This window comes from Streptomyces sp. NBRC 109706 (assembly GCF_000974485.1).
Classification (GTDB): domain Bacteria; phylum Actinomycetota; class Actinomycetes; order Streptomycetales; family Streptomycetaceae; genus Streptomyces.
Window position 1 is genome coordinate 793,458 of the sequence record NZ_BBOM01000004.1, and the last position, 15,829, is coordinate 809,286.

At 73.5% G+C, this 15,829-nt stretch carries 14 protein-coding genes; 8 read left to right on the forward strand and 6 right to left on the reverse strand.

Going from position 1 to position 15,829, the window contains the following annotated elements; genetic code table 11:
- Positions 1-359 precede the first annotated feature (359 nt).
- Positions 360-1,655, reverse strand: a complete 1,296-nt coding sequence (locus tag AOM46_RS03180) for an SGNH/GDSL hydrolase family protein (protein WP_062205225.1) — start codon at positions 1,653-1,655, stop codon at positions 360-362.
- Positions 1,656-1,944: 289 nt separating this feature from the next.
- On the opposite strand from AOM46_RS03180, the gene AOM46_RS03185 reads away from it, so the two are divergent.
- Complete coding sequence (locus tag AOM46_RS03185; RefSeq protein ID WP_062205228.1) at positions 1,945-2,916, forward strand: alpha/beta hydrolase; 972 nt, start codon at positions 1,945-1,947, stop codon at positions 2,914-2,916.
- Between the two features lie 13 nt (positions 2,917-2,929).
- On the opposite strand, the gene AOM46_RS03190 is transcribed toward AOM46_RS03185, so the two are convergent.
- Positions 2,930-4,060 carry a CdaR family transcriptional regulator gene (locus AOM46_RS03190; RefSeq protein ID WP_062205231.1) on the reverse strand — a complete coding sequence of 377 codons (1,131 nt, stop codon included), beginning with the start codon at positions 4,058-4,060 and terminating at the stop codon, positions 2,930-2,932.
- A 41-nt stretch (positions 4,061-4,101) separates the two neighbouring features.
- Here AOM46_RS03190 and AOM46_RS03195 point away from each other — a divergent pair, with 41 nt between their 5' ends.
- The 4 genes from AOM46_RS03195 to AOM46_RS03210 all read left to right on the forward strand — a co-directional run bounded on the left by AOM46_RS03195 (position 4,102) and on the right by AOM46_RS03210 (position 8,375).
- Positions 4,102-5,463, forward strand: coding sequence for a PHB depolymerase family esterase (locus AOM46_RS03195; RefSeq protein WP_078856413.1), 1,362 nt, complete (start codon positions 4,102-4,104; stop codon positions 5,461-5,463).
- A 178-nt stretch (positions 5,464-5,641) separates the two neighbouring features.
- On the forward strand, positions 5,642-6,160 hold the full coding sequence (locus AOM46_RS33805) for a hypothetical protein (protein WP_062205234.1): 519 nt from the start codon (positions 5,642-5,644) through the stop codon (positions 6,158-6,160).
- A 59-nt stretch (positions 6,161-6,219) separates the two neighbouring features.
- The gene (locus AOM46_RS03205; protein WP_062205237.1) at positions 6,220-7,266 is read left to right on the forward strand and encodes an iron ABC transporter permease; all 1,047 of its coding nucleotides are present in this window, start codon (positions 6,220-6,222) and stop codon (positions 7,264-7,266) included.
- Positions 7,263-8,375, forward strand: coding sequence for an iron chelate uptake ABC transporter family permease subunit (locus AOM46_RS03210; protein ID WP_062205240.1), 1,113 nt, complete (start codon positions 7,263-7,265; stop codon positions 8,373-8,375). Before AOM46_RS03205 ends, AOM46_RS03210 begins: the two co-directional genes overlap by 4 nt.
- 43 nt (positions 8,376-8,418) lie before the next feature.
- Here the strand turns inward: AOM46_RS03210 and AOM46_RS03215 are convergent, their stop codons facing one another.
- On the reverse strand, positions 8,419-9,408 hold the full coding sequence (locus tag AOM46_RS03215; RefSeq protein ID WP_234313604.1) for an ABC transporter substrate-binding protein: 990 nt from the start codon (positions 9,406-9,408) through the stop codon (positions 8,419-8,421).
- Positions 9,409-9,628: 220 nt separating this feature from the next.
- On the opposite strand from AOM46_RS03215, the gene AOM46_RS03220 reads away from it, so the two are divergent.
- Positions 9,629-10,936 carry an aspartate aminotransferase family protein gene (locus AOM46_RS03220; RefSeq protein WP_062205243.1) on the forward strand — a complete coding sequence of 436 codons (1,308 nt, stop codon included), beginning with the start codon at positions 9,629-9,631 and terminating at the stop codon, positions 10,934-10,936.
- A gap of 48 nt (positions 10,937-10,984) precedes the next feature.
- Here AOM46_RS03220 and AOM46_RS03225 read toward each other — a convergent pair whose 3' ends face one another.
- Together AOM46_RS03225 and AOM46_RS03230 are read right to left on the reverse strand one after the other, a co-directional pair.
- Positions 10,985-11,764 (reverse strand): hypothetical protein, encoded by a 780-nt coding sequence (locus tag AOM46_RS03225; RefSeq protein WP_062205246.1) that lies wholly within the window; start codon positions 11,762-11,764, stop codon positions 10,985-10,987.
- A gap of 1 nt (position 11,765) precedes the next feature.
- Entirely contained in the window at positions 11,766-12,548 is a 783-nt protein-coding gene (locus tag AOM46_RS03230) for a hypothetical protein (protein WP_062205249.1), read from the reverse strand.
- Positions 12,549-12,673: 125 nt separating this feature from the next.
- Here AOM46_RS03230 and AOM46_RS03235 point away from each other — a divergent pair, with 125 nt between their 5' ends.
- Complete coding sequence (locus tag AOM46_RS03235) at positions 12,674-13,750, forward strand: LLM class flavin-dependent oxidoreductase (protein ID WP_062205253.1); 1,077 nt, start codon at positions 12,674-12,676, stop codon at positions 13,748-13,750.
- A 42-nt stretch (positions 13,751-13,792) separates the two neighbouring features.
- On the opposite strand, the gene AOM46_RS03240 is transcribed toward AOM46_RS03235, so the two are convergent.
- Positions 13,793-14,932: a prephenate dehydrogenase gene (locus tag AOM46_RS03240; protein WP_234313605.1), complete on the reverse strand. Its 1,140-nt coding sequence runs from the start codon at positions 14,930-14,932 to the stop codon at positions 13,793-13,795.
- Between the two features lie 292 nt (positions 14,933-15,224).
- Between AOM46_RS03240 and AOM46_RS03245 the strand changes: the two genes are divergently transcribed.
- Entirely contained in the window at positions 15,225-15,764 is a 540-nt protein-coding gene (locus AOM46_RS03245; RefSeq protein WP_067225854.1) for a flavin reductase family protein, read from the forward strand.
- Positions 15,765-15,829: the final 65 nt, after the last annotated feature.

The window sequence follows — 15,829 nt, forward strand, 5'->3', positions numbered from 1 at the left end:
CCCCGGGCCGCGCCCCCGGTTTCGCCGGCCCCTCCGGCCTCGCCTGCTGGCCTCCCGGTCCCCGGCCTTGCCGGCCCCGGGCCCCCGGCCCCCACGGGCCCCGGCCCAAAGGGGGCCGAAGGCCCCGTGAGGGCCTGGCCCTGGCCTTGCGGGCCTTCCGGCCCCTGGGCCCCCGGGCCGCGCCCCCGGTCCTTGCGGTGCTTCCGGCCTTCCGGCCTTCCGGCCCCTCCGGGCCCTCCGGTCCTTCCGGCCCCTCCGGGTCCCTGGCCCCCGGGCCCAGGGGCCCGGAGGGCCAGGGCCCCGGGGGCCTCCGTTTAGCGCCCCGCAGGGGGTGGCGCCCCGCAGGGGATGCCCGGGTGTCAGGGGAAGAGGTGGGTGGGGACGGCGTTGGCGAGGAGGGTGTAGCCGGTGGGGGTGAGGTGGAGCCAGTCGCCGTCGTGGATGGTGGGGAGGAGGCGGTGGGGGTGGGCGGGGTCGCGGGTGGCGGCGTCGAAGTCGAGGACGGCGTCGAAGCGGCCGCTGGTGCGGATCCACTCGTTGACCGCCTGCCGTGACGCCTCCCGCAGTCCGGCCGGGTCGTCGTACATCTCGTTGTCGCCGAACGGCGTCAACGTCGCGCCGTAGACGGCGATGCCATGCGCGTGGGCGCGGCTGATGATCTGGTCGTAGGCGACGATCAGCTCGTCGGTGACGGCCTGTTGGGCCGCCTCCGTGGCGTCGGCGGTGCCGATGTCGTTGACGCCCTCGAAGAGGATCAGCTGGTCGACGCCGCTCTGCGCGATCACGTCGCGGTCGAGTCGCGACAGCGCGCTGGGGCCAAGGCCCTCGTTGAGCACCCGGTTGCCGCCGGCGGCCTGGTTGAGCAGGGCCTCCCGTTCGGTGTCGGGGTCCTCGGCCAGTCGGTCGAAGAGCTGGTCGGGCCAGCGGTTGTTGGCGTTGGTGGTGGAGCCTCGGCCGTCGGTGAGGGAGTCGCCCAGGATGGCGGTGGCCCGGGTGCCCGGCGGGGACCACGCCTCCACCACGCTGAGGAAGTACCAGTGGTCGGTGGGGGTGGCGCCCGGCAGGTCGGCGGCGTCCACATGGTTGCCGGCCAGCAGGTGGGAGGTGGTGCGCGAGCCGGGGTGCGAGGTGATCGACCGGGACGCCTGGCCGTCGGCCAGATAGGCGGTGACGGTGAGGTTGGCGCCCGGTTCGAGCGTGATGTCGATCGGGTCGGAGACATAGCGGGCGCCGATGGGGATGGTCACCGACTCCCGGCCGCCGCTGAAGGTGACGGGCCGGACGGTGTCGGGTTCGATCGCGCTGACGCCGGCCGCGCCGTCCAGCGGCAGCGCGACGGAGAGGTCGGTGAGCGGCAGCGGCGCGCCGCCGAACTCGTTGGAGAACGCCAGCCTGATCCGTTCTCCGCCGACCGTGACCCGCACCGTCTGCCGCAGCGTGGTGTCGTCGAGGACCACGTCGTCGCCGGTGAAGGGCGGCGGCGGCATGTTTGACTCCTCGGTCAGTTGGGGCATCGCCGTCCAGGTGCCGACCCAGCTCGATTCGGCGTCGGTGGGGGGCGCGGCCGTGGCCTGGCTCGCCGCCGGGCCGGCGAGCAGGGCGACGGGGAGGGCGATGGCGGCGAGCAGCCGTCTGAGGGCGCGGGTTGCTCTCATGGGGGCGGGGCTCCTTCGCGGGGGCGGTGGGGAAAGGGCGGGAAAACCGACGGGGCTCGACGGCGCCGTGACAGTAGGAACGGGCCCCCGTCGCGTCAAGGGGGCGCGGGGGCACGGACGGTGACGGTTCGACCGGTCGGCAGGCCGGGCGGAAGGGGCCCCGCGCGGATGTCGGATCGGGCCCGCCGTTTCCCCGACACCCGTCTGGTACCGACGGTGAGCGGGTCATGACACCTTCGCATCAGGATGCGCATCAGGCGCACGACATGAGCGGAAACGGAGACGCGGGATGGGCGACTTCCCCGGCCGGCGAGCTGGCCGGCCCCCTGGCTACGCCTTCGATCCGGAGTTGGCGGCGGCGCTCGCCCTGATGGCCGAGGTCGACATCTCCGATCTGGCCGCCGCCCGGCGGGCCCAGGCCGCCGAACTGCGGGAGTCGACGGCCCGGGCGGACGAACGCGGCGTGCGGGTGCGGGAGGTGTGGGCGCCGGGCCGGTCCGGTGGGCCGAAGGTGCCGCTGCGGATCTACCGTCCCGCCGGGGTGTCGGGCCCGTTGCCCGCCGTGCTCAGCCTGCACGGCGGCGGCTTCGTCCTCGGCACCTGGGACGTGGACCACGACGGCAATCTGCGGTTCTGCCGCGAACTGCCGGCCGTGGTGGTCGCCGTCGACTACCGGTTGGCGCCCGAACACCCCTTTCCCGCCGCGCTGGACGACTGCCACGCCGCCCTCCGCTGGCTCGCCGACCACGCCGGGGAGTTGGGCGTCGACCCCGGACGGATCGGGGTGTGGGGCGACAGCGCGGGCGCCGGGTTGGCGGCGGGGCTCGCGCTGCTCGTCCGGGACGCCGGCGGGCCGGCGCTCCGCTTTCTGCATCTGCACAGCCCGGCCCTCGACGACCGGCTGACCACCGAGAGCGCCGTCCGCTTCACCGACACCCCGGTGTGGAACCGGCGAAACGCGCGGCTGAGTTGGGAGCGCTATCTGGGGGCCGGCCGCGCCGAGGTCCCGCCGTATGCCGCCCCGGCCAGGGCCGATGATCTGACGGGGCTGCCGCCGACGTTTGTCGCGGTGATGGAGTTCGATCCGCTGCGCGACGAGGGACTGGCCTTCGCCGAGGCGCTGACGGAGTCCGGGGTGCCGACCGAACTCCGTTTCTATCCCGGCACGTTCCACGGCTGCGCGGCGGTCGCCCATGCCGGTGTCGCGCGGCGGATCGCGGCCGACGGGCTGGCCGCGCTGCGCGACGGGCTGTCCGGATGAGCGCCGGGCGCGCTCAGTCGGACCGGATCAACCGCCAGGCATGCAGGGCGAGTTGCGCCCGGAACCGGCCGTCGGGATGGTTCAGCCGCCAGCCGAGGGCGGTCTCGACGCCGGCCAGCCTGGCCGCGACCGAGCTGTGGTGCAGATGCAGCGCGTCGGCCGCCTGGCGCAGCGAACCGGTGCGGCAGAACGCGGCCAGCGCCGCGATGCCCGCCAACCCGGCGTCCCGTTCCGCCAGTTCGGCGAGCGCCCGGACGCCGGGCTCGGCCCGCAGCCGCGCCGCAGGCACCTCGGCCAGCAGCGTCAGCGGGCCCAACTCCGCGTGGTCCATGACCTGTTCCGCCACCCCGCCGTCGCCGGCGAAGCGGAGCGCGGCGCGCGCCTGCGCCCAGGACGTCGCCGCGTGGCTGGGCGGCACCCCGCCGCCGACGCCGAACCTGACGTGGGTCCCGGCGCCGTCGGGCAGCCCGTCCCGCACCCGGTCGGCGAGTACCGCGCGCAGTTCGGCGGCCGGCGAGGCGCTGCCCTGCCGGGGCTGCACCATGGCGGCGGCCAACGGGCCGACGGTGGCCACCGGGACGGTGGCGGCCAGTCCGCCACGGGCCAGCAGCGTCACGGCGACCACCCCGACGTCCGTCTCGGCGCCGGCGGCGACCGCCACCACCCACAGCGGCAGCGCCGGGTGCAGGCCGAGCAGCCGCACCGCACGGGTGCGGTCCTCGATGCTCTCCCGTTCGGAGAGCACCCGTTCCACCAGCGCCGGATCGGCCGCCCTCGGGGCGGATCCGGGGGCGCCGGGGCCGACCCGCGCCGCGATGGCCATCCACTCCAGCACCAGCGCGTCGAACGGGGCGTCGGCGCCGTCCCGTTCGAGCCAGACCCGCCCCCGGGGGCGCAACTCCACGCTTCCGGAGACATGTCCCGGCACCCCGGGGAGGGCGACCCCGTCGGGCGCGAACCGCACCGTGCGGCCGTCGGCCAGCTCAAGACCGGCCGCGCACTGGGCCAGCCCGGCGGTGGACCGGGCCAGGGCCACCGGATCGACGGCCCCGCCGCTCAACAGCGCCTGGTAGTGGGCGATCACCCGCACCGCGGCGGCGGCATCGGCGTCCAGCGAGGACAGGCGCCGCAACAGACCCTTCACGAAAGACCCTTCACACCGCGCAGTCTAGAAAGGGCAGGTACATGACCACCAGAGCCGCGTCACTCCAGGCCAGCTCACCCCCGGCCAGCTCGTCCCCACCTCGCTCGTCCCCACCCCGCCGAGGCCGCCTCCGCTCGGGCCTGGTCGCGCTGGTCTGCGGGGTACTCCCCGTGCTGGCCGTGCTGTTGGTCGGCGCGCCGCCGGCCGCGGCGGCGACCCTCACCCAGGTCACCGACTTCGGCGAGAACCCCAGCAACCTCGATATGCACCTCTATGTCCCCGACACCGTCCAGGACGAGCCGGCGGTGCTGGTCGCCGTCCACTACTGCACCGGCTCGGGGCCGGCGTTCTACTCCGGCACGGAGTTCGCCCAACTCGCCGACCGGCACGGCTTTATCGTGATCTACCCGTCGGCGACCAGGTCAGGCCAGTGCTTCGACGTCTCGTCGCCGCAGGCGCTGCGGCGCGACGGCGGCAGCGATCCGGTCTCCATCCGCTCGATGGTCGGCTATGTGGAGGAGCGGTACGGCGCCGACCAGGACCGGATCTTTGTCACCGGGGCCTCGTCCGGCGGCATGATGACCAATGTGCTGCTCGGGAACTACCCGGACGTGTTCGCCGCCGGCGCCGCGTTCATGGGCGTCCCGTTCGGCTGCTTCGCGACCAGCGACGGCTCCGGCTGGAACAGCGCCTGCGCCAACGGGCAGATCAGCCACACCCCGCAGGAGTGGGGCGATCTGGTCCGCGCCGCCCATCCGGGATACGCCGGCGAGCGGCCCCGGATGCAGCTGTGGCACGGCACCGAGGACGACATCCTCTACTACGCCAACTTCGGTGAGGCGATCAAGCAGTGGACGGATGTCCTCGGCGTGAGCCAGACGCCCGCTCTCTCGGACACCCCGCGCCCCGGCTGGGACCGCACCCGCTACGGCGACGCCGGGGAGACGGCCCCGGTCGAGGCGATCAGTCTGCCAGGCGTCGGCCATTCGCTGCCCGCCGGCGGCATGGCGGCCGAGGCGATCCGGTTCTTCGGCCTGGCCGACGACGAGCCGGGCGGCGGCGACCCGGGCAACCCGGGCGAACCAGGTGACGCCGACTGCGCGGTGACGGTCACCACCAACGCCTGGAACAACGGCCTCACCGGCGAGATCACCCTCACCAACACCGGCGGGAGCACCCTGGACGGCTGGCGGCTCGACTTCACCCTGCCCGCCGGACAGACCCTCACCTCCGGCTGGAACGCCGAGTTCACGGGCAGCCAGGGCGCCATCACCGCCGCCGGCGTCGGCCACACCCGGGTCATCGCCCCGGGCGCGGCCGTCAGCTTCGGCTACCAGGCCAGCCATACCGGCGACGCCGCCGGTCCCAGCGGGTTCTCCCTCGACGGAGCCGCCTGCTCCTGACCGGGGCCATGTCCGCCACCGCCGCCGGTCACGGGTCCTGGGGGGCACCCGTGGCCGGCGGTGCTTCTTTCGTTCCGCGAACGATAGCAGGGGCGTCAAATAGCCTTAGGCCGCTGGTCTCTTGGGGGCATCGGGGTCGTGGTTAATCGCAGTTGCTAAGGATGTCATGATGGGTCACATGATGTTCACCCGCAGCAGACTCGTCGTTGCCGCCCTGGCCACCGCCGCCTCGCTCACCCTCGCCGGTTGCGGCGGCGACGACGACGATTCCGAGTCGACCACCAACGGCGGCGCCGACAGCCAGGACACCGTCGACAGCCAGGACGGCGAGACCGAGGACGAACCGGCCGACGGAGGGGGCGCTGCCGACGAAGGCGACGAGGCCGCCGCCGGCGACGAGGCCGCCGTCGAACAGTCCGTCCGGGACTACACCGTGGCCATGTTCGCGCCGGACGCCGACACCGCCTACGGGCTGCTGTCGGCCCGCTGCGCCGCCGAGATGCCAGCCGCCACGTTCGCCGCCCTGGCCGACCAGAGCCACCAGCAGTTCGGCGCCCAGGAGGTGGAGAACTTCAGCGTGGACGAGATCGACGGCGATGCGGCCATCGTCTCCTATGGCATCGGCATCCCGCAGTTCGAGACCGAGGGACAGCGCTGGACCCGCGAGGACGGCGTCTGGCACTGGGACGCCTGCTGAACGACCCCGGACGCGGGTGAGTAAGGTTAGCCTTACCTACCACGTCGAGAGGGCGGCCGATGCGTGTTGCCGAACGAGGCGTCGGCGTTGCCGGGCCGGTGCGGCGCGGCTCCTCGTTGAGCCGGGCCGCCTGGCTCGCTGTGGCGCTGGCCGTCCTCGCCGCGCTGGTCGTCGCCAGCACCTGGGTCGGCGCCCGGGAGACCACACCCCTTGAGGTGCTGCGGGCCCTCTGGTCGGACGACGGTTCGTACACCACCTCCGTCATCCGCGATCTGCGGCTGCCCCGCACGCTGACCGGGCTGCTGGTCGGCGCCGCGCTGGGCGCCGCCGGCACCCTCACCCAGGCGTTGACCCGCAACCCGCTCGCCGATCCTGGGCTGCTCGGGGTCAACGCCGGGGCGTCGGCCGCCGTGGTCATCGCCATCGGGGTGTTCGGCGTCAGCGGCTACGGCGGCTATGTGTGGTTCGCGTTCGCCGGCGCGGCCGTCACCGCCGTGGTCGTCTTCGCGCTCGGGGCCTCGGGGCGCGGCGGACTCACCCCGGTGCGGCTGGTGTTGGCCGGCGCGGCGATCGGCGCCGCGCTCTCCGGGGTGATCGCCGCCATCACGGTGCTGGACTCGGCCACCTTCGACTATCTGCGGTTCTGGATGGTCGGCTCGCTCGCCGGACGGCGGCCCGAACTGGTCGCCGAGCTGGCGCCGTTCGTCCTGGTGGGCCTGGTGCTGGCGGTGGCGCTGACCCGTTCGCTGAACGGCATCGCGCTCGGCGACGACACCGCCCGCGCGCTCGGCGTCCACCTGGGCAGGACCCGGGTTCTGGGCCTGCTGACGGTGACGCTGCTCTGTGGCGCGGCCACCGCGGCAGCGGGCCCGATCGGCTTTGTCGGCCTGGTCGTCCCGCTGGTGGCCCGGCAGTTGACCGGCCCCGATCTGCGCTGGTCCCTGCCCTATGCGATGGTGCTGGCGCCCTGTCTGCTGCTGGCCGCCGATATCGCCGGCCGACTGGTGCTGCCGCAGGGCGAGTTGGAGGTCGGCGCGATGACCGCGATCATCGGCGCGCCGATCTTTGTCGCCATGGTGCGTGGACGACGGGAGATGGCGCTGTGAACCGGAGCCGCACCGCCCGGGTGGTGCCGGGTACCGTGCCCGTCCGGTTCTGGTCGGCGCGGGTGACGTTCCTGCTGCGCCCACGCCTGCTGCTGGTCGCCTTGTGGGCGCTGCTCGGCTGCGGCGTACTGATCGGGGTCAGCCTCTGCGTCGGGGCGTATCCGGTCTCCCTGCCCGAGGTCGCCGAGGCGCTTTTCCACGGCACCGGGGACCGGCTCGCGGTGCACTTCGTCACCCAGGAACGGCTGCCGCAGGCGCTGGTCGCGGCGCTGGCCGGGGCGGCGCTCGGGATCAGCGGTGCGATCTTCCAGAGCATGACGCGCAACCCGCTGGCCAGCCCCGATGTGATCGGCTTCAACAGCGGCGCGGCCACCGGGGCGATTCTGGTCATCGTGGTGGCCGGCGGCAGCGCCCAGGGGATCGCGATCGGCGCGGTCGGTGGCGGACTCGGCGCGGCCGCCGTGGTGTTGGCGCTGGCGCGCAGGGGCGGCTTCCAGGGGTCCCGGCTGGTGCTGATCGGCATCGGCGTGACCGCCGTGCTCGGCTCGGTCAACTCCTATCTGCTGACCCGCTCGGAGCTGAACACCGCGCAGAACGCGCATATCTGGCTGATCGGGAGCCTGCACGGCCGTTCCTGGGCGGAGTTCGGCACGCTGGCGCTCACCCTGCTGGCGCTGCTGCCGGTGGTCGCCACGCTGGGCCGGCGGCTGCGTTCGCTGGAGTTGGGGGACGATCTCGCCGGCGGGCTCGGACTGCCGGTGGCCCGCACCCGGTTGGCGTTGACGGCGCTCGGCGTGGCGCTGTGCGCGGTCGCGGTGGCCAGCGCGGGGCCGATCCCGTTTATCGCGCTGGCCGCGCCTCAGATCGCCGCCCGGCTGGCCAGGGGCACCGGGGTGAGCCTGGCCGCCGCCGGGCTGGTCGGGGCGACCCTGCTCACCGGGGCGCATCTGGTGGCCAACCAGCTGTTCGCCGTGCTGGCCTGGTGCGGCGAACGCGTCAGCTGGCTGACCGTGGTCGACCCGGCGCAGCGGCATGTGCAGCTGCCCGTGGGGGTGTTGACGGCGCTGCTCGGCGGCCTCTACCTGGCCTGGCTGCTGCGCCGCCGGTGACGCGCCGGCCCGTTCGGAGCGGGCCTGTTCGGAGCCGGCCCGTTCAGAGCTGGGCGAGGATGGCCTCGATCTCGTCGACCGCGCCGTTGGCGTAGCGGTAGGAGCGGACCCCGTAGTGGTGGACGGGGAAGGCGCGGCCGGCGGCGACCGGGGTGAGGCCCTGCCAGACGCGGTTCTCCATCAGCTCGGCGGTGGGCGCGGCCAACTCGCCGTCGAAGAGCTGCGAGTAGATCAGCACCGTGCAGTCCTCCAGGACGTCCAGATCCTCGTAGGACATCTCCACGAAGCCCGCCTCGTCGTCCGGGATGCCGGCGCCGATGGTCAGGCCCAGGTCCCGCATCACGGAGAGCAGCGGGGAGCCGAGGAAGAACGTGCCGTTGGGGCCGCCGCTGAGCGGGGCCCAGGTGGAGGCGGCTATCTGCTCGGCATAGGTCTCGCGGACCTCGGCGAGGCGGCTGAGATAGGCGTCCCTGACCTCGGTCAGCCGCTCCGAGCGGTTGACCGCGTCGGCGACCCGCTCCGCCTGCTGGTGCCAGAGGCTGTCGCTGTCATGCCAGTTGAAGTGGACCACGGGTGCGATCGGCGTCAGCTCCTCGACCTTGGCCGGGTAGAACTGGTCGAGGATCAGGTCGGGTTCGACGGCGGCCACCGCCTGGGCGTTGGGCTCGCCCGGCACGCCGATGGTGGTGACGTCGCGGATCGCCTCGTGGATGTCCGCGGGCAGGGTGGCCGGGGCGGCGGTGCCCTCCGGGATGCCGACCGGTACCAGGCCGACGTCGAAGAGCATCCAGACGCTGTAGTTGTCGGTGACCACCACGCGCTCGGGCTGCGTGGGCACCGTGATGCGGCCGTTGTCCGCGTCCACGGTCCGCTCGGCGCCGGTGGCGGCGTCGTCGGCCGACGGGGTCGGTTCGTCGGCGTTGTTGCCGCCGCGCACGCCGCAGGCGGCGAGGCTCAACACCCCGCCGAGGCCGGCGGCCCCGCCGATCAGACGTCTCCGGTCAAGGGTCAACAGGGTGTTGGCGCTGGTCACTTGAGCCCCCAGGCAGCAGTTCGGGCATCGGGCGGCTGACCGCAGCCCCCGACGATATGAGGTAAGGCTTACCTAAGCTAGGTAAGGCTTACCTAAGCTACCAGGGGTGCCGGGGTGATGGACGGGGGGCCGGTGCACCGTTGCGGTACTACCCTGCTGTGCCGGGAGGGGTGGTGCCGCCGTGGCCCGGGGGACCCTTTGGAGCAGTCAGGAGACTTCCTTGAGCACCGACGCCTTTTGGGACGACGCCGAACGTCATCTGGTCCGCTATGGCGCCCCGTTCATGCCACGGGTCATCGAGCGCGCCTCCGGTGCCTATGTGCACGACCGGGACGGCGCGGCCATTCTCGACTTCACCTCGGGACAGATGAGCGCGGTCCTGGGGCACGGGCATCCCGATATCGTCCGCGCCGTCTCCCGTTCCGTCGCCTCGCTCGACCATCTCTTCAGCGGCATGCTGAGCGCGCCGGTCGTCGACCTGGCCGCCCGGCTCGCCGGCACGCTGCCCGAATCCCTCACCAGGACCCTGCTGCTGACCACGGGCGCGGAGTCCAACGAGGCCGCCGTCAAGATGGCCAAGCTCTACACCGGCGGCCACGAGATCGTCGCCTTCGACCGCTCCTGGCACGGCATGACGACCGGCGCCTCGGCGGTCACCTTCTCCGCCGGCCGCCGGGGCTACGGCCCCACCATGCCCGGCAGCCTCGCCCTGCCCAGCCCCGACGCCTACCGTTCCCCGTTCCGCCGCCCGGACGGGTCGCACGACTGGGAGGCCGAGCTGGAGTACGGATTCGCCCTGGTCGACCGGCAGTCGACGGGGGCGCTCGCCGCCTGTGTGGTCGAGCCCATCCTGTCGTCCGGCGGCATCGTCGAACTGCCCCTCGGCTATCTCGCCCGGCTCAAGGAGCTGTGCGTGGAACGCGGCATGCTGCTGATCCTCGACGAGGCGCAGACCGGACTCGGGCGCACCGGACACCTCTACGCCTTCGAACGGGACGGTGTGGTGCCGGACATCCTCACCCTCTCCAAGACCCTGGGCGCGGGACTGCCGGTCGCCGCCGTGGTGACCGGCGACGAGATCGAACGGGTCTGCCACGAGCGGGGTTTCCTCTTCTTCACCACCCATGTCTCCGACCCGCTCGCCGCCTCGGTGGCACTGACCGTCCTCGACGTGGTCGAACGGGACGGCCTGGTGGCCCGCGCCGCCGAACTCGGCCGACAGCTCACCGAACGGCTGCTGACGCTGCGCGACACGTACGAGGTCGTCGGCGACGTCCGGGGGCGCGGACTGCTCCAGGGCATCGAACTGGTCGACGACCGGGCGACCAAGGCCCCCGCCGACGCCCTCGGCCAGGCGGTCACGGCGGCCTGTCTCGACCGGGGCCTGCACCTCAACATCGTCCAACTCCCCGGCATGGGAGGCGTCTTCCGGATCGCCCCGCCGCTCACCATCACCGAGGAAGAACTCCACACCGGCCTCGACATCCTCGCCACCGCCATCAAGACCGTGCTCGCCGGCCGACCCTGAGCCCCCCACCGACCCGTCTCAGCGGCGACCGAGACCGCGCAGCTCCGATCAGACGACCGGGGGCAGCAGGGCGGAGTCGGTTGAGGCGGGTAGGTGGGCGATTCGCACGGGGGTGCCGGGTTCGAGGGTCGCCAGTTCCTCCGGGAGCCGCCGTCGGGTGTCGGTCGACGTCAGCCCGGCGTGCCGGACGGTGACCGTGGTCGGCCACCAGTCGCCGTCCGGGGGGCCGCTGACCGTCACCGACTCGACCACCGCGTCGAGGAGCGCGGCCCGTCCCCAGGGGCGTCGGTCGCGGAGCCCGAGCAGTTCGACGGCGTGCTGGCGTCCCTCGATATGGACCAGATGTCGCATCCCCGGATGACGACGGAAGCCGAACAGCATGCCGGGACGGAAGGGGCAGCCGCTCTCGGCGTCGAACTCCCGGTAGCCATGGACCAGTTGCCCGGTCGTCGAGCCGATGGGGCGGCCGATCAGCCGGGCCGTGTGGGTGCGGTGCGCGGCGAACGACCAGGTGGTGATCTCCACCCCGACGACGACCGCCGCCTCCAACGGCGTGCCGGGCCTGGGCCGCTCCGGTTCGTGCGGGCTGCCCAGATTGAGGCAGCCCACCAGGGTCAGCGCCGACAGCAGACCGGCCAGGGTCCACGGCCAGGGCCAGTCGGAGACCAGCAGCAGCCCCACCCCGACGCCCGTGGTCAGCGCCGCCAACGGGACGCTGACCAGCAACCGCGCCCGCAGGTGCCGACGTTGCCGCTTTTGGTGGGCCAACATCAACGCGTCGGGCGGGCCGGTATCGCGCTCCGCCCCGTGGTCGGCGGGCTCGTTCACGTCAGTACCACGTGGGCCACAGCAGCCACCCTCCTCGCGTCGAACGGGTCACCGGCACCCGGCCCGTGTGCCGGGCGGTCGCGATCTCGTCGGGCCGCAGAAACCCGCGGACCAGGGACGGTCGGCCGTCGACGTCGACGGCCAGCTCGACCTCCACCTGACCGGCCCGCACCGCGCCGGTCGGGCGGATCGTGGCGACGGTCGCCGACTCCGGTGCGTCCCCAAGCCGTTGGCACAGCTCCCGGTGGCCGTCCTCGTCGACCAGGCCCAGGCCGGCCCGGTGGTCGAGCAGCACCCGGCCGATCTGGGGTCCGGTCAACTCCCAGGCCGTCTCCCAGCTGTCGCCCCCGCCCGACGCCCGGCTCTCCGGCAGCCGGCGGACCGGGAGAAAGGTACCCGCCCCGACATCGAGCACATCCGCCACATCGGCCTCCAGCACCGTGCTGCCGCCGTCGGCCAGCCGTAGCCGCAGCCGCGCCAGCACCGTTCCCTCGTCGTCGCTGGACGTGCCGTCGAGCACCGCGACGACCTCAGCGACCCGCACCACGCCACGAGCCCTGCCGTCGGGCGTCGGCCCGTCGCCCAGCCGGTCCCGCAGCGGCTCAGGGCCCCGCCGCCAGGAGTCCAGGCGCCGGTCGAAGTAGCGGGCCGGATCGTGCGGCCTGGGCGGGACCTTCAGCTCGCTCCACCTGGTGGCGGCCTCGCCCCACACCAGCAGGCCGCACACCAGGGCCGTCAGGGTGAGGTACCCGGCGGGGAGGAGAACGTCGAAGCTCGCGGCCATGCCGGCAGGATCACCGGCGGCCCGGCGCTACCGATCACAGGAAAAAGGCCGGAACAGGAGCCGAGGATCCGGCCAACTAAGGCCAACTACGGGAATAAAACAGGTGAGTTGAGTGTTGGCCCGGCGTGACTCACCAAACTGGAGACCCCATCAGGGGCACCGCACAGGGCAGTGCCCCCGTACCGTTGTCCATCCTCGACCTGGCCGCCGTGGGGGACGGGTTCACCACGCGCGACACGCTGCGCGCGTCCACGCGGCTGGCGACGTTAGCCGAGGCGCGCGGTTTCCACCGCTACTGGGTTGCCGAACACCACTCCATACCGGGCATCTCCAGCAGCAGCCCGGCCGTGATCCTGGGCCATCTCGCCGCCCACACCGAACGCATCCGCCTCGGCTCCGGCGGGGTGATGCTGCCCAACCACCCGCCGCTGGTGGTCGCCGAGCAGTTCGGCACCCTGGAGGCCTACGCCCCCGGCCGGGTCGACCTCGGCCTCGGCCGCGCCGCCGGCACCGGCCCCGGCGCGGCGGCGGCGCTGCGCCGCCCGGGCAACGGCGGCGACTTCGCCGCCGAGGTGCTGGAGCTGATCGCCTTCCTCGACGACGACTTCCCCGAGGGACACCCCTACCGGGATGTGCACGCGGTGCCGGGACCGGTCCAGGGCCCGGGGGAGCGGCCCCAGGTGTGGCTGCTCGGCTCCTCGCCCAACTCGGCTGTGCTGGCCGGCCGGTTGGGGCTGCCGTTCGCCTTCGCGCACCATTTCGCCGCGCACAACACGCTGCCCGCCATCGACGCCTACCGGGCCAGCTTCCGGCCGTCCCCCACCCTCGCCGAGCCCTATGTGGTGCTCGGCGTCTTCGCGTTCGCCGCCGACGACCCCGCCGAGGCGCGGCGCCAGGCGCTCAGCGGGGCGCTGGTGACCATCCGGTTGCGCGGCGGCCGGCCGACCCTGGTCCCCTCGGGCGAGGCGGCCGAGAAGCACACCTTCACCGACGAGGACCGGGCGCTGCTCGGCGGCTGGCTCGACAACGCCCTGTACGGGACGGGCGACGAGGTGCGGGCCGGGCTCGACGCGCTGCACAAGCGGACCGGCGCCGACGAGCTGATGATCGCGATGAACTCACACGAGCCCGATCTGCGGGTGCGCTCCTATGAGTTGATAGCCGACGCCTACGCGCTGCCGACGCGGACGTCCGGGTCCTGACCGCACGGCCAGGGGCCCGGCCGGCGACGGGCGGGCCCCGGCTCAACGGGGCGGCGCCCCGCTGGGCTGTGGCTGTTCGGCGCTCGACGGCGGGCGGTACCGCACCGGCCAGCCGCTGGCCGCGAGATGCTTTCTCAGCGTCTCGGCCGCCACCGGCTCCGCCACGATGAGCGCGGCCAACGCGGCCGGACCGTCCCCGCCGTGCAGCCGCACCTTCTCGGGACCCACCCCGAACTCGGTGATGTCCAGCAGCAACCGGCCCAGCGCGCCCGGCTGTTCGCCCACCGACACCTCAAGCGTGGTCGGCACCGCCCAGTCGTCACGGTCGGTCCCGTGCACCGCCGCCCAGCCCTCGCGCCCCCGCGACAGCAGCTCCGTCACCGGGGCCATCGCCCCGGCGGCGTGCGGATCGCCGAGCGCCACCTCGCGCAGCGCCCGCACCAGGGTCTCCAGATCCTTCGACAGCTCCTCCAGGATCTCGGCCACGGCGCGCGCGTTCGACCGCAGGATGTCGGTCCACAGCGTCGGCGCGCCCCCGGCGATCCTGGTGACGTCCCGCAGGCCCTGACCGACCAGCTGCCGCACCTCGGGCGGCGCGGCCCGCAGCCGGCTGGCCATCAACGCGGCCAGCAAGTGCGGGGTATGGGAGACCACGGCGACGGCCCGGTCGTGGTCGTCGGGCTCCATCACCACCGGCACCGCCCCGCACAGCGCCACGGCGGCCAGCGCACGGTTGAGGGTGTCGGCCGAGGTGTGCGCGTCCGGCGTCAGCACCCAGGGGCGGCCCTCGAACAGCCCGGCCCGCGCGGTCAGCGGCCCCGACCGTTCACTTCCGGCCATCGGATGGCCACCCACATAGTCGGCGCGCTCGGGGGACGCGTGCGCGACGGCCCGCGCCGTCGCCAGCTTGACGCTGGCCACATCCGTGTAACTCAGTGCCAGCGAACGCCGTTGCTGCTCGCAGAGCACGTCGGCGACGCGGGTGGGCGGCACCGCGATCACGGCCAGGTCGACGGGGCCGGGTGGCGGCACCGTCGTTCCCGCGCCGAGCGCGGCGGCGACCCTGGCGGTCGACGCGTCGGCGTCCAGTAGGTGGACCCGGACCCCGTGCCGGGCCAGGGCCAGGCCCACGGACGTGCCGATGAGCCCCGTTCCCACGATGGCGGCTGTGCGGATCACCATGCCTCCTCTGACCGGGACGGCCGTCCCGTCCGCGACCCCGGCAGTGTCACCGCGCCCGCCGCCGGGATATCCGCCGTGCGCGAACCGCCTGTGGCGCGTTAGCGCACCCGGCGGTGGCGTGCGCGAACACGCCACAGGCGGTTCGCGGAAGCCACATCCGGACGGTCGGCCGCTCACTAGCTTGTCGACTCGTCGGCGGTCGGGATCGCTCCGAAGGACCGCTCCGACGGAAACGGTCGCCGCAGGGGCGACACCGGCCGGAACACCCTCTTGCCCTCTTGAAGGAGGAGCCGTGGAACTTGATCTGCGCGCGGTGATGCGGCACTTCACCACCGGCGTGGGTGTGGTGAGCACCCATGTCACCGACGCCGACGCACCCGGCGGGCGCCGGCACGACGCCATCACCGTCAACTCCCTCGCGCCCGTCTCCGAGGAACCGCCGCTGGTCTCCTTCTGCCTGCGCAACGAGTCGGTGTTCCTCACGGACCTGCTGACCGCCGGCGTCTGGGCGGTGTCCGTCCTGGACGCCGAGGGCGCCAGGACGGCAGGCCGGCTGGCCAAGCCACGGGAGGCGCGGGCGGAGACCCTGCCGACCCTGCCGACCACCCCCGGTGCCCACACCGGCGCCCTGATCGTGGACGGGCTCGGCTGGCTGGAATGCGCCACGGTCGAGACCTTCGACGCGGGGGACCACCGGATGGTGATCGGCCGCGTCCTCGGCAGCGGACTGCGCCCGACCCGCCGGCCGCTGCTGTTCCTGCGCGGCGCGCTGGTGCCGGGGCCCGCGCTGGTCGAGGAGACGGCGGCGGTCGCCGCCCGTTCGCTCGGCTGAACCACCGGCCGGACCACCCGGACCCGCCAGGACACAACGCCCGCCCGTCAGCCGCCCGTTCCGCC

Excerpts from the sequence above, each read along its gene's own strand:
- AOM46_RS03195 (WP_078856413.1), top strand. The coding sequence starts at position 4,102 with ATGACCACCAGAGCCGCGTCACTCCAGGCCAGCTCACCCCCGGCCAGC.
- AOM46_RS03205 (WP_062205237.1), top strand. The coding sequence starts at position 6,220 with ATGCGTGTTGCCGAACGAGGCGTCGGCGTTGCCGGGCCGGTGCGGCGC.
- AOM46_RS03185 (WP_062205228.1), top strand. The coding sequence starts at position 1,945 with ATGGGCGACTTCCCCGGCCGGCGAGCTGGCCGGCCCCCTGGCTACGCC.
- AOM46_RS03240 (WP_234313605.1), bottom strand. The coding sequence starts at position 14,932 with ATGGTGATCCGCACAGCCGCCATCGTGGGAACGGGGCTCATCGGCACG.
- AOM46_RS03230 (WP_062205249.1), bottom strand. The coding sequence starts at position 12,548 with ATGGCCGCGAGCTTCGACGTTCTCCTCCCCGCCGGGTACCTCACCCTG.
- AOM46_RS03180 (WP_062205225.1), bottom strand. The coding sequence starts at position 1,655 with ATGAGAGCAACCCGCGCCCTCAGACGGCTGCTCGCCGCCATCGCCCTC.
- AOM46_RS33805 (WP_062205234.1), top strand. The coding sequence starts at position 5,642 with ATGATGTTCACCCGCAGCAGACTCGTCGTTGCCGCCCTGGCCACCGCC.